This window comes from Streptomyces sp. NBC_00045, assembly GCF_045041095.1.
Classification (GTDB): domain Bacteria; phylum Actinomycetota; class Actinomycetes; order Streptomycetales; family Streptomycetaceae; genus Streptomyces.
On sequence record NZ_CP108271.1, the window covers coordinates 4,429,841 to 4,442,210 of the forward strand.

Below are 12,370 nucleotides of genomic sequence, written 5' to 3' on the forward strand. Positions count from 1 at the left end.
GTCCTGGTGGTGGTCTTGGTGGTGGCCCCGCTCATTCCCCACCCACCTGCTTCCGCAGCTCCGAGGCCAGCTCGTACAGCCCGGCCAGATCCATCCCCGCGCCGAGCAGCGGGAGTTCGTACGTCGCCACGTCCAACTGCTGCAGTACGGTGCGCTGCGCGCGCTCCAGCTCCACCCGGCTCGCGTGCTCGGTGGCCTGCGTGAGCAGCGGGTCCACCAGCCGCTCCGCGAGCCCGCCGCGGCGCGCGCCGCCCAGACCCGCCCGGGACAGCGCCTTGGCCACGTCGGCCCGCCGCTCACCGGCGGCGGCGCGCAGGGCGTCCTCGTCCAGGTGGTGCGGCCGCACCATGTTGACGACGACCCGCCCCACCGGCAGCCCGGCCTCCTGGAGCTCGGCGATCCCGTCGGCGGTCTCCTGGACGGGCATCTCTTCCAGCAGCGTGACCAGATGGACGGCCGTCTCCGGGGACTTGAGCACCTTCATGACGGCCTGCGCCTGGTTGTGGATCGGCCCGAACCGGGCTAGTCCCGCCACCTCGTCGTTGACGTTCAGGAAGCGGGTGATCCGCCCGGTCGGCGGCGCATCCATGATCACGTGGTCGTAGATGAACCGGCCCGCCTTGTCCTTGCGGCGGACCGCCTCGCACGCCTTGCCCGTCAGCAGCACGTCCCGCAGCCCGGGCGCGATGGTCGTCGCGAAGTCGATCGCGCCGAGCTTTTTGAGGGCACGGCCGGCGGATCCCAGCTTGTAGAACATCTGGAGGTAGTCCAACAGCGCCCGCTCGGCGTCGATGGCCAGTGCGAAGACCTCCCCGCCGCCCGAGGCGACGGCGATCTTCCGCTCCTCGTACGGGAGCGCCTCCGCCCCGAAGAGCTGCGCGATCCCCTGCCGGCCCTCGACCTCGACCAGAAGCGTCCTTCTGCCCTCACGCGCGAGGGCGAGCGCGAGTGCCGCGGCGACCGTGGTCTTTCCGGTTCCGCCCTTGCCGCTGACCACCTGGAGCCTGCTCACAGCGTCTGAGCCTAACCACTCGCCCTTCGGACCGCGCATGAGCCTCCCCCAGCCTCCGGCCGGGCGGACCCGCAGGGCGACAGGCATTACGCTCGCCCCCATGACCAAGAAGTTCGAATACGCGACGGTCCCGCTGCTGGTCCACGCCACCAAGCAGATCCTGGACACCTGGGGCGAGGACGGCTGGGAGCTCGTCCAGGTCGTGCCCGGCCCGAACAACCCCGAGCAGCTCGTGGCCTACCTCAAGCGGGAGAAGGCATGAGCGGCGCTGTCGAGGCGAAGCTGGCCGGGCTCGGCCTGACCCTGCCCGAGGTCGTCCCGCCGCTGGCCACGTACCAGCCGGCCGTGCGGTCGGGCGCGTACGTGTTCACCGCGGGGCAGCTCCCGATGGTCAGGGGCAGCCTTCCAGTCACCGGCAAGGTCGGCGCCGAGGTCTCGCCGGAGCAGGCCAAGGAGCTGGCCGCGACCTGCGCGCTGAACGCCCTGGCCGCGGTGAAGTCCGTGATCGGTGACCTGGACAAGATCGCGCGTGTCGTGAAGGTCGTCGGATTCGTGGCCTCGGCCCCGGACTTCACGGGTCAGCCGGGCGTACTGAACGGCGCGAGCGAGCTGCTGGGTGCGGTCCTCGGCGAGAAGGGCGTCCACGCCCGCAGCGCCGTCGGCGTGGCGGTGCTCCCGCTGGACGCCCCCGTCGAGGTCGAGATCCAGGTCGAGATCGCCCCCTGACGCGGTGCCCCGACGCACGTCCTGACGCAGTGCCCCGGGGCCGTGTTCTGACGCAGTGCTCCGACGCAGTGCCCGCCCCGGCCCACCGCTCGCGCGGTAGGGCCCCGGCGGGACGCAGCGGCGCAGAGACCCCGGCCCGCCGCCGGGGCACTCTCGAACATCGGGCCGGATCCCCGTAGCATCCCGTCATGCCGAATGGTCAGCACGGTCAGCAGCAGCCCCCCGCCGGAGGTCAGTGGTACCCGCCGGAATGGCCCGATCGCATCCGCGCGCTCATGGACGGTTCCCTCGTTCCGGTGGAACCCCGGCGCGCCGCCACGGTCATGCTCCTCCGCGACACCCCCGACGGGCCCGCCGTGCACATGCTGCGCCGCAAGGCCTCCATGGCCTTCGCCGGCGGCGCGTACGCCTATCCCGGTGGCGGGGTCGACCCGCGCGATGAGGAACACCTCGTGGGCTGGGCGGGCCCGGACCGCGACGCCTGGGCCGACCGCCTCGCCACCGATCCCCGCACCGCCCAGGCCATCGTCTGCGGAGCCGTCCGCGAGACTTTCGAGGAGGCGGGCGTCCTGCTCGCCGGGGAGACCCCCGACACCGTCGTCGGTGACACCACCGGCGACGACTGGGAGGCCGACCGGGAGGCCCTCGTCGCCCGCGAACTGTCCTTCGCCGATTTCCTCGACCGCCGGGGCCTGCTGCTGCGCTCCGACCTGCTCGGCGCCTGGGCCCGCTGGATCACCCCGGAGTTCGAGCCCCGCCGTTACGACACCTGGTTCTTCGTTGCCGCCCTCCCGGAGGGCCAGCGCACCCGCAACGCCTCCACCGAGGCCGACCGGACCGTCTGGATCCGCCCCGCGGACGCCGCCGCCGGCTACGACAAGGGCGAGCTGCTGATGATGCCGCCCACCATCTCCACGCTGCGCTCGCTGGAGCCGTACGGGAGCGCCGCCCGCGCCCTCGCCGCGGCCGCCGCCCAGGACCTGACCCCCGTACTGGCCGAGGCCGCGCTGGTGGACGGCGAGCTGGTGCTCAGCTGGCCGGGGCACGACGAGTTCACCAAGCACGTCCGCCCCGGAGGCACCCCGTGACGAACGCCGCCGCCCTGCCCGGACAGCCCCGCGGAATCGTCACCTCAGGGCCCGCCACCGCCCGCGCGGTCAACATCCTGGCCCCCAACGCCTCCGCGATGACCCTGGACGGCACGAACACCTGGCTCGTCTCGGAGCCCGACTCCACGGAAGCCGTCGTCATCGACCCCGGCCCACTGGACGAGGCCCACCTGCGCGCCGTCGTGGAGACCGCCGAGCGGGCGGGCAAGCGGATCGCGCTGACCCTCCTCACCCACGGCCATCCCGACCACGCGGAGGGCGCCGGCCGCTTCGCCGAGCTGACCCGTACCAAGGTCCGCGCCCTGGACCCCGCCCTGCGCCTGGGCGACGAGGGGCTCGGAGCCGGGGACGTGATCCGGACCGGCGGCCTGGAGATGCGCGTGGTCCCGACGCCTGGCCACACCGCCGACTCGCTCTGCTTCCACCTGCCCGCCGACCGCGCCGTCCTGACCGGCGACACGATCCTCGGCCGCGGCACCACCGTCGTGGCCCACCCCGACGGCCGGCTCGGCGACTACCTGGACTCGCTGCGCCGGCTGCGCTCGCTGGCGGTCGACGACGGCGTGCAGACGGTGCTCCCGGGCCACGGGCCGGTCCTGGACGACGCACAGGGTGTGGTGGAGTACTACCTGGCCCACCGGGCGCACCGCCTCGCCCAGGTCGAGACCGCAGTCGAGAACGGCTACGCCACCCCCGAGGAGGTCGTCGCCCACGTCTACGCGGACGTGGACCGCTCGCTTTGGCCGGCCGCGGAATGGTCCGTACGAGCGCAGCTGGAGTACCTTCAAGATCACGGACTGATCCCCGGAGGGCCCGAATGAACACGATTTTCCTGCTGCTCGCGCTCATAGGTACGGCAGCCTGGATCACCTCGACCGTGACGCTGCGGATGAAGGCCCTGGAGCGGCGCTCGGAGCTTCTGGAGCGGCGGCTGGGCCTGGTCCTGGACCACTTCGGCATCGAGGAGCCCGAGCCGGCCGGGCTGGACGAGGTACGGGCGCTGGTGCGCGACGGCCGCACGGTCGAGGCCATCCGGGTCTACCGCCGGCTCACCGGGGCGGGTCTCCTTGAGGCGAAGCAGGCGGTCGAGGCCCTGACGGGCGCCTGAGGCCTGAGGGGGGCGCCCAGGGCCCCGGGGCCCTGACTGGCGCCCTGACGAGCGCCTGGGCCCCTGACGAGCGCCTGAGCCCCTGACGGGTGCCCGTGGCCGTGACGGGCGTCCGGGCCGTGACGGCGTGACGTTTCAGCGGGGCGTCTTGGTGCCGTGCACGGCCGTGTACTCGTCCGCGAGCCACGGTCCGAGGTCCTCCAGGTACCCGTGCAGCACGACCGGGTCCTCGGCCGGTTCCAGTGCCACCGCTGCCGCGGCCCGCATCTGTGCGGCGCGCTCCGGGTAGTACCGCCCGAAGACCTCCGCGGACTCGGCGAGATCGCTGGTCCAGCCGCCCCACCGGGGCATCACGAGGGTGAACCCGGTGCGCACCAGGTGCCGCGCGACGTGACGGCTGAGCCTGCAGTAGTCGGCGGGGGTCGACGCGGCCCGCGCCCTCGCCCGCCACCGGGGCAGCACGGCGGTCAGATCGCCGTTGGTCTCACGGGCGAGCAGGCTGTCCGGGCGGTAGCGCGGAAGGTGCTCGGCCAGGTCCGCGCCGAGCAGCGGGGTGCACAGGCAGGCGAGGAACCAGCCCAGGTCGTAGCGTTCCTGCTCGCTCAGCAGCCGGCCCTTGCCGTGGAGCAGGATGCCGACGCCGTCGACCTCGGCGAAGTCCTGGTCGAGCCCGCGCGCCAGCACCTCGGCGGTGTCCCGGTCCTCGTCGCCGGGATCGTGGTGCAGGGCGAGAAGCAGGTCGAGGTCCGACCGCCCCGGCCGGGCGGTCCCGCGCGGCACGGACCCGTACAGGTAGGCGCTGTGCAGCCGCTGCCCGTAGGCCGCGCCGATGCGCTCGCGCGCTGCGGCGACGACCGGCGCGAAGCTGCGCTGCACCCGGCCGAGTGACCCCTCGCGCTCGAAGCACCCGTACGCGTCCAGCCCTCTGCGCTCCATGGCCACACTCTCCCAGCCGGCTGCCGGGGCCGGGCCCCGCCGCGGGCGGAACGCACGGAGGGGCCCCGCCCGGTCGGGCGGAACCCCTCCATGCGGTGCGAAACCGCGGTCAGCGCGAGCGCTTCGCCAGGCGTTCCACGTCCAGCAGGATGACCGCGCGCGCCTCCAGGCGCAGCCAGCCGCGGCCCGCGAAGTCCGCGAGGGCCTTGTTGACCGTCTCGCGGGAGGCGCCGACCAGCTGGGCCAGCTCCTCCTGCGTCAGGTCGTGCACGACGTGGATGCCTTCCTCGGACTGCACGCCGAAGCGGCGCGAGAGGTCCAGGAGGGCGCGGGCGACGCGGCCCGGGACGTCGGAGAAGACCAGGTCGGACATCTGGTCGTTGGTCTTGCGCAGGCGCCGGGCGACCGCGCGCAGCAGTGCGGTCGCGACCTCAGGCCGGGCGTTGAGCCAGGGCTGGAGGTCGCCGTGGCCGAGGCCCAGCAGCTTGACCTCGGTCAGGGCGGTAGCGGTGGCGGTGCGCGGGCCGGGATCGAACAGCGACAGCTCGCCGATCAGCTCGCCGGGGCCGAGGACGGCCAGCATGTTCTCGCGGCCGTCGGGGGAGGTGCGGTGCAGCTTCACCTTGCCCTCGGTCACGACATACAGCCGGTCGCCGGGGTCGCCCTCGTGGAACAGGGCGTCACCGCGTGCGAGGGTCACCTCGCCCATGGAGGCGCGGAGCTCCGCGGCCTGCTCGTCATCGAGCGCCGCGAAGAGCGGGGCGCGCCGCAGAACGTCGTCCACGAGTCTCTCTCCTATGTCGACCAGCTCAGGGGACCGTGCTCCCCATTTTGCCGGACGGCTCAAACAGTGCGATCAATCACAAGGATGCCGGACGGACGGGCGTGCTGTGCGGCGAGAGGCCAATCGGAGTGGTGTTACCTGAGGTCCAGACGGGTGTCAGCGCCCGGCCTTAGGCTGGCCGGGTGTCCAATAAGCCGGTGAGAGCACAGGCCAAGGGGTCCGCAGGAGTGACGGGCGGACTCGATTCAGCTGTGGGCGAACAAGCCCCCGAGAAGACGTCCGGAAAGCCCCGGAGGGCCCTGCCGAGCCCCCAGGGCAAAGCTTCGGCCAAGAAAACGGAATCACGGCTGGGCATGGTGCGACGGGCCCGCCGCATCAACCGGGAGCTGGCCGAGATTTACCCCTACGCCCACCCCGAGCTCGACTTCCGGAACCCCTTCGAGCTGCTGGTCGCCACGGTCCTCTCCGCCCAGACCACCGACCTGCGCGTGAACCAGACGACCCCGGCCCTGTTCGCCGCCTATCCGACCCCCGAGGACATGGCCGCGGCCGTGCCCGAGGAGCTGGAGGAGATCATCCGGCCGACCGGGTTCTTCCGGGCGAAGGCGCGCTCGCTGATGGGCCTCTCCCAGGCCCTGCGGGACGATTTCGGCGGCGAGGTGCCGGGCCGGATCGAGGACCTGGTGACGCTGCCCGGAGTCGGCCGGAAAACGGCCAACGTGGTGCTCGGCAATGCGTTCGGCGTCCCGGGGATCACCGTGGACACCCACTTCGGCCGGCTGGTGCGCCGCTGGAAGTGGACCGATCAGGAGGACCCGGAGAAGGTCGAGGCGGAGATCTGCGCGATCTTTCCGAAGAGCGAGTGGACGATGCTCTCGCACCGGGTCGTCTTCCACGGCCGCCGGATCTGCCACGCCCGCAAGCCCGCCTGCGGCGCCTGCCCGATCGCCCCGCTGTGCCCGGCGTACGGGGAGGGCGAAACGGACCCGGAGAAGGCGAAGAAGCTGCTGAAGTACGAGAAGGGCGGCCAGCCCGGCCAGCGGCTGAGCCCGCCGCCGGACTACCCGGGCCTCCCGGCCCAACCGGCGGGCGGAGGCCAGGCGGTCTCCTGAGCGCGGTACGGGCCGCCGCACGGCGACCCGCGGAGGAACGAATCCGGCCCGGGGGTGCGTTGTCCCCGTATCGGGACGGCGATGGCGTCGGCGGCGGTGTCGGCGACGGCGAGGAGCAGGGGTGCCTATGACGCGCGGAACGCGGGACGAGAGCGGCGTGGCCCAGGCGGCCGCGCCGCCGCAGCAGGGCGAGGCGCGGGGCAACCCGTACGCGGACCAGGGGGGTCCGCGGGTGAGCAGCCAGGGGCTGCCGCAGTGGCTCGGTCCCGTCGTGGAAGCCGTGCGGACGGTCCGACCGACCCAGCTCAGCCGCTTCCTGCCCCCCGAGGACGGTCGCGGCCGCCAGTCCGCCGTGCTGATCCTGTTCGGCGAGGGCCCCCGCGGCCCCGAGCTGCTGCTCATGGAGCGCGCCGGAAGCCTGCGCTCACACCCCGGCCAGCCCTCGTTCCCCGGCGGCGCCCTCGATCCGGAGGACGGCGATCCACACACCACCGGCCCGCTGCGCGCGGCTCTGCGCGAGGCCGAGGAGGAGACCGGCCTCGACCCCGCCGGCGTGCAGCTGTTCGGCGTGCTGCCGCGGCTCTACATCCCGGTCAGCGAGTTCGTCGTGACCCCGGTGCTCGGCTGGTGGCGCGATCCCAGCCCTGTCGGCGCCGTGGATCCGGCCGAGACCGCCCGCGTCTTCACGGTTCCCGTGGCCGATCTCACGGACCCCGATCATCGCGTCACGGCCGTCCACCCGAGCGGCCACTTGGGCCCCGCTTTCACCGTCGAATCGGCTCTGGTCTGGGGTTTTACCGCTGGAGTGATCGACCGGCTGCTGCATTTCGCCGGGTGGGAGCGCCCATGGGACCGGTCCAGGCAGGTCCCGCTCGACTGGCGCGCATGAGACGGTGACCCTCGTGAACGTGCTGGACATCCTGTTGCTGGTCGCCGCCGTGTGGTTCGCGATCGTCGGCTACCGCCAGGGGTTCGTCGTCGGCATCCTGTCGGTGATCGGCTTCCTCGGCGGTGGTCTCCTTGCCGTGTCCCTGCTCCCCCTGGTCTGGGACCGGGTGACCGACAACGGCACCCAGGTGTCCACCACGGTCGTCGTGATCGCCGTGGTCGTGATCATCGTCTGTGCCTCGATCGGGCAGGCCTTCACCACCCACCTGGGCAACCGCTTGCGCCGCCACATCACGTGGTCGCCGGCGCGCGCGCTCGATGCGACGGGCGGGGCCCTGGTCAACGTCGTCGCGATGCTGCTGGTGGCCTGGCTGATCGGCTCGGCGCTCGCCGGGACGTCACTTCCCACGCTGGGCAAGGAAGTCCGCAATTCCAAGGTGCTGCTCGGCGTCTCGCGGGTGCTGCCGGCCCAGGCCAACACCTGGTTCTCGGACTTCAGCTCCACCCTTGCGCGCAGCGGCTTCCCGCAGGTCTTCAGCCCGTTCTCGAACGAGCCGATCACCGAGGTGAAGGCGCCCGACCCGGCGCTCGCCCGCAGCCCCGTCACCGTGGCGGCCAAGCACTCGATCGTGAAGGTCGTCGGTACCGCGCCGAGTTGCAGCAAGGTCCTGGAGGGCACCGGCTTCGTCTTCGCGCCAGGCAAGGTGATGACCAACGCGCATGTCGTCGGCGGGGTCGGCGAGCCCACCGTGCAGATCGGCGGCGAGGGCAAGCTGTACGACGGCAAGGTCGTGCTCTACGACTGGGAGCGCGACATCGCCGTCCTGGACGTGCCCAAGCTGAAGGCGCCCGCGCTGGAGTTCACCGACAAGGACGCGGTGAGCAGCAGTGACGCGATCGTCGCCGGCTTCCCGGAGAACGGCTCGTACGACGTCCGCGCGGCCCGCGTCCGCGGCCGGATCAACGCCAACGGCCCGGACATCTACCACCGCGGCACGGTCCGGCGCGATGTCTACTCGCTGTACGCGACCGTCCGCCAGGGCAACTCCGGCGGCCCGCTGCTCACGCCCGACGGCAAGGTGTACGGGGTCGTGTTCGCGAAGTCGCTCGACGACCCGAACACCGGGTACGCGCTGACGGCGGACGAGGTGCGCGACGACGTCAGGATCGGAAGGGTCTCCGACCGGCGGGTCGACAGCCAGGGCTGCGCCCTCTGACCCGTACGGGACGGGTTGCCCGTACGGGCAGCGCGGCCCGTACGGGACCGGGCGCGGTGCCGGCTACGTCCGTGGATGCCGCAGGCGGGCCGAGACCCAGCGGGCCCGCCTGCGCAGGATGCGTGGGATCCCGAGTCGGGGGTCGTGGCCGTCCCGGCCCGTCCTCCCGTGTGTGCCCGGCGTCGCTGCCGGGCGGCGTTCGCGTGCGGTGTCACCGTAGTCGTACGTCCAGCCCATACAACGAGCTGTGCCCGGGCCCCAAGGTCGGTAACCCCGTCCCGGGCGGCCAATTGGCCTATGCGCCGGGCAATTGAATGTTCGTAAGACAGTCGTAGCGGCAGTCGTACTGACAGTCGGTCAGATGGTCAGCGGTCCGGCTCCGGGTCCTTGAGCCAGTTCACCAACTCGGTCGAGAAGGCTGCGGGGTCCTCCTCGTGCGGGAAGTGCCCGAGACCGTCGAACAGCCGCCACCGGTACGGGGCTTCGACGTACTGGCCGGAGCCGGCAGCACTGCGGGTGCGCATCACCGGGTCGAGCGAGCCGTGCAGGTGCAGCGTCGGCACGCGCACCGGCCGCTTCATCCGGCGGTTGAACTGGAGCCCGTCCGGCCGGGCCATGGACCGCATCATCCAGCGGTACGGCTCGATCGAGCAGTGCGCGGTGGACGGGATGCACATCGCCCGCCGGTACACGTCGAGGTCCGCCTCCTCGGGAGGCACGGGCCCGGACCAGTCCCGGATCAGCTCCGCCACGAGCGCCCCGTCGTCGGCGACGAGCTGCCGCTCGGGGATGAACGGCCGCTGGAAGCCCCAGATGTGCGAACTCGCCCGGGTCTGGCCGAAGTCGGACAGCATCGCCGAGCGCCAGCGCCGCGGGTGCGGCATCGAGGAGACCACGAGCCGGCGCACCAGCTTGGGCCGCATCACGGCCGCGGTCCAGGCGAGGTAGCCGCCCAGGTCGTGTCCCACGAGGGCGGCGTCCGGCTCGCCGAGGGACCGTACGACCCCGGTGATGTCGAGCGCCAGGTTCGCGGGGTCGTAGCCGCGCGGGGTGCGGTCGCTGCCGCCCACCCCGCGCAGGTCCATCGCGACCGCTCGGTACCCGGCGTCGGCGAGCGCGACCAGCTGGTGCCGCCACGTCCACCAGAACTGAGGGAAGCCGTGCAGCAGCAGCACCAGCGGCCCGTCGCCGAGCTCGGCGACGTGGAACCGGGCGCCGTTGGCGGCGACGTCCCGGTGGGTCACCGTTCTCCCGCCGGGCACGTCGATCCTGACCGCCGTCGCGGCGGTGGGCGGAGTGCTGGAATCCGCAGAGGGCGCTGTCATGAGGACGAGCGTGCCACACCCACGGCCTGGTCACTCACCGGCCGCGGATGCGGCTTGACGGTCGCGACGACCGCCGCGGTCTGCTTGACGGAGGCGATGGACTTCTCCGGCGGCTTGACCTTCTTGAACTTCGATACGGCGATCAGCGACAACAGGCCCGCGATCAGGAGGAACGCCACGCCGACGATGAGGAAGGACCAGGCGAGCCCGAGTCCGAGGTTGTGGATCCCGTACGCCGCGGCGAAGCTCAGCACGGGCAGGGAGAACAGTGCGAGCACCCCCGCGACGGAGATGGCGGCGCCGCCGACGCCCGCGCGCTTGACGTCCTGGCGGAGCTCCGCCTTGGCGAGGGCGATCTCGTCGTGCACCAGGGCGGACATCTCGGCGGTGGCCGAGGCGACCAGCTGGCCGAGTGTGCGCTCGGCTCCCTGCGCCCCTTGGTCCCCTGCACTCATCGCTCTCTCTCCCTCTGTCAACTGCCGTCGTCGTGGTCTCGTCTGCGCTCGACGCCGTGGCGGCGGCTGTCCTGCGCCCGTCACAGCGTCAGTTCAGATCATGCCGGACGGTCGCGCTCGGCGCTGGACCCGGCTGCCGCTTTGTGCGCGGCGGCCGCTGCGGTCTCGGCCCTGCGGCGGTGCTCCGCGGCCTTCTCCTCGTAGATCTTCGCCATCCGCAGGTGGTACTCCGGCTTGTCCTGCTCGTAGATGTCCGGGATGCCGTCGCGGTCCTCGTCGCGGTCCTCGTCCTCGGTCAGGGCCCGGTACTTGCGGTTGCGGAGCTTGAGCATGACGCTCGCGACGACGGCGGCGATGAGGGAGCCGATCAGGACGGCGGCCTTGACCTCGTCGGTGAGGGTCTGGTCGCCGGTGAAGGCGAGTTCGCCGATGAGGAGCGAGACGGTGAAGCCGATGCCGGCGAGGGAGGCCACGGCGAGCACGTCCGGCCAGGCCAGGTCTTCATTGAGTTCGGCCCTGGTGAAGCGGGCGGCCAGCCAGGTGCCGCCGAAGATGCCCACGGCCTTGCCGATGACCAGGCCGAGGAGGACGCCGAGGGTCTCGGGTCGGGTGAAGACCTGGGCGATGGCCTTGTCGGAGAGGGAGACCCCTGCGGAGAAGAGGGCGAAGAGCGGGACGGCGAGGCCGGCCGAGACGGGCCGGACGAGGTGTTCGATGTGTTCGCCGGGGGAGGTCTGCTCGCCTTCCTTGCGGGAGCAGCGGAGCATCAGGCCCATGGCGACACCGGCGATGGTGGCGTGGACGCCGCTGTTGTACATCAGGCCCCAGATGACCAGGGCGAGCGGGACGTAGACGTACCAGCCGTGGACGCCCTTGCGCATCAGGAACCAGAAGAGGACGAGGCCGGCGACCGCACCGCCGAGCGCCATGAAGTTGATCTCGCTGGTGAAGAACACCGCGATGATCATGATGGCGAAGAGGTCGTCGACGACGGCGAGGGTCAGCAGGAAGGCGCGCAGGGCGGACGGCAGGGAGGTGCCGATGACCGCGAGGACCGCGAGGGCGAAGGCGATGTCGGTGGCGGTCGGGACCGCCCAGCCGTTCATCGAGCCACCGCCGACCGTGTTGACCAGTACGTAGACCAGCGCGGGCATGGCCATGCCGCAGACGGCGGCGATCACCGGGAGGGCGGCCGCCTTGGGCTCGCGCAGATCGCCCGCGACGAGCTCGCGCTTGAGCTCGATGCCGGCGACGAAGAAGAAGACGGCGAGCAGGCCGTCGGCCGCCCAGTGCTGGATCGAGAGGTCCAGGCCGAGGGCGGCGGGGCCGAAGTGGAAGTCGCTGACCTGGGCGTAGCTGTCGGAGAAGGTGGGGATGTTCGCCCACAGTAGGGCGGCGATCGCGGCCACGAGCAGGAGCACGCCACCGACGGTCTCGGCGCGCAGGGCGTCGGCCACGAAGCGCCGTTCGGGCAGGGAGAGCCTGCCGAGGAACTTGCGGCCGTGGCGGTCGGTGGGGCTGGGCGCGGCCACGAGGGGACACCTCCGGGGTGGGTTGGACGGCATGGCGAAGCTCGTTGCCGACCAGACTTCCCGGCGCACCCTGTGGACTTGCTTTCTTGACGCTTCGCATATTTTACAGGATCACGAACGGGCGAATCCGGCGATCTTCACTTTATGTGCGAAAGGGGCATCCGGC

The 12,370-nt window shown here is 71.9% G+C and carries 14 protein-coding genes; 8 read left to right on the forward strand and 6 right to left on the reverse strand.

Annotation, left to right across the window (positions count from 1 at the left end; all coding sequences use genetic code 11):
• Positions 1–31: 31 nt before the first annotated feature.
• Positions 32–1,012 (reverse strand): ArsA family ATPase, encoded by a 981-nt coding sequence (locus OHA65_RS20805; RefSeq protein WP_405762270.1) that lies wholly within the window; start codon positions 1,010–1,012, stop codon positions 32–34.
• Between the two features lie 100 nt (positions 1,013–1,112).
• On the opposite strand from OHA65_RS20805, the gene OHA65_RS20810 reads away from it, so the two are divergent.
• The 5 genes from OHA65_RS20810 (at position 1,113) to OHA65_RS20830 (ending at position 3,955) form a co-directional block, all read left to right on the forward strand.
• The gene (locus tag OHA65_RS20810; protein WP_007264966.1) at positions 1,113–1,274 is read left to right on the forward strand and encodes a DUF4177 domain-containing protein; all 162 of its coding nucleotides are present in this window, start codon (positions 1,113–1,115) and stop codon (positions 1,272–1,274) included.
• On the forward strand, positions 1,271–1,738 hold the full coding sequence (locus OHA65_RS20815; protein WP_327284588.1) for a RidA family protein: 468 nt from the start codon (positions 1,271–1,273) through the stop codon (positions 1,736–1,738). The genes OHA65_RS20810 and OHA65_RS20815 overlap by 4 nt, the downstream gene beginning before the upstream one ends.
• Before the next feature lie 188 nt (positions 1,739–1,926).
• Positions 1,927–2,826: an NUDIX hydrolase gene (locus OHA65_RS20820; protein WP_329314187.1), complete on the forward strand. Its 900-nt coding sequence runs from the start codon at positions 1,927–1,929 to the stop codon at positions 2,824–2,826.
• A complete protein-coding gene (locus OHA65_RS20825) occupies positions 2,823–3,668 on the forward strand; it encodes an MBL fold metallo-hydrolase (protein ID WP_327284590.1) in 846 nt (281 codons plus the stop codon). The genes OHA65_RS20820 and OHA65_RS20825 overlap by 4 nt, the downstream gene beginning before the upstream one ends.
• Positions 3,665–3,955 carry a hypothetical protein gene (locus tag OHA65_RS20830; RefSeq protein ID WP_327284591.1) on the forward strand — a complete coding sequence of 97 codons (291 nt, stop codon included), beginning with the start codon at positions 3,665–3,667 and terminating at the stop codon, positions 3,953–3,955. Before OHA65_RS20825 ends, OHA65_RS20830 begins: the two co-directional genes overlap by 4 nt.
• 135 nt (positions 3,956–4,090) lie before the next feature.
• Here OHA65_RS20830 and OHA65_RS20835 read toward each other — a convergent pair whose 3' ends face one another.
• Together OHA65_RS20835 and OHA65_RS20840 are read right to left on the reverse strand one after the other, a co-directional pair.
• Positions 4,091–4,891, reverse strand: a complete 801-nt coding sequence (locus tag OHA65_RS20835; protein WP_405762272.1) for a nucleotidyltransferase domain-containing protein — start codon at positions 4,889–4,891, stop codon at positions 4,091–4,093.
• A gap of 109 nt (positions 4,892–5,000) precedes the next feature.
• On the reverse strand, positions 5,001–5,675 hold the full coding sequence (locus tag OHA65_RS20840; protein WP_003981529.1) for a Crp/Fnr family transcriptional regulator: 675 nt from the start codon (positions 5,673–5,675) through the stop codon (positions 5,001–5,003).
• Between the two features lie 353 nt (positions 5,676–6,028).
• On the opposite strand from OHA65_RS20840, the gene nth reads away from it, so the two are divergent.
• The 3 genes from nth to OHA65_RS20855 all read left to right on the forward strand — a co-directional run bounded on the left by nth (position 6,029) and on the right by OHA65_RS20855 (position 8,892).
• Positions 6,029–6,787: an endonuclease III gene (gene nth, locus OHA65_RS20845; RefSeq protein ID WP_371644310.1), complete on the forward strand. Its 759-nt coding sequence runs from the start codon at positions 6,029–6,031 to the stop codon at positions 6,785–6,787.
• A gap of 127 nt (positions 6,788–6,914) precedes the next feature.
• Positions 6,915–7,676: a CoA pyrophosphatase gene (locus tag OHA65_RS20850; protein WP_327284593.1), complete on the forward strand. Its 762-nt coding sequence runs from the start codon at positions 6,915–6,917 to the stop codon at positions 7,674–7,676.
• A gap of 13 nt (positions 7,677–7,689) precedes the next feature.
• Positions 7,690–8,892, forward strand: coding sequence for a MarP family serine protease (locus tag OHA65_RS20855; RefSeq protein WP_327284594.1), 1,203 nt, complete (start codon positions 7,690–7,692; stop codon positions 8,890–8,892).
• Between the two features lie 365 nt (positions 8,893–9,257).
• On the opposite strand, the gene OHA65_RS20860 is transcribed toward OHA65_RS20855, so the two are convergent.
• From OHA65_RS20860 to nhaA, 3 genes are all read right to left on the reverse strand, one after another.
• The gene (locus OHA65_RS20860; protein WP_327284595.1) at positions 9,258–10,217 is read right to left on the reverse strand and encodes an alpha/beta hydrolase; all 960 of its coding nucleotides are present in this window, start codon (positions 10,215–10,217) and stop codon (positions 9,258–9,260) included.
• Entirely contained in the window at positions 10,214–10,672 is a 459-nt protein-coding gene (locus OHA65_RS20865) for a phage holin family protein (protein ID WP_327284596.1), read from the reverse strand. The genes OHA65_RS20860 and OHA65_RS20865 overlap by 4 nt, the downstream gene beginning before the upstream one ends.
• Before the next feature lie 98 nt (positions 10,673–10,770).
• A complete protein-coding gene (gene nhaA / locus OHA65_RS20870; RefSeq protein ID WP_328763304.1) occupies positions 10,771–12,204 on the reverse strand; it encodes a Na+/H+ antiporter NhaA in 1,434 nt (477 codons plus the stop codon).
• Between the last annotated feature and the right edge of the window lie 166 nt (positions 12,205–12,370).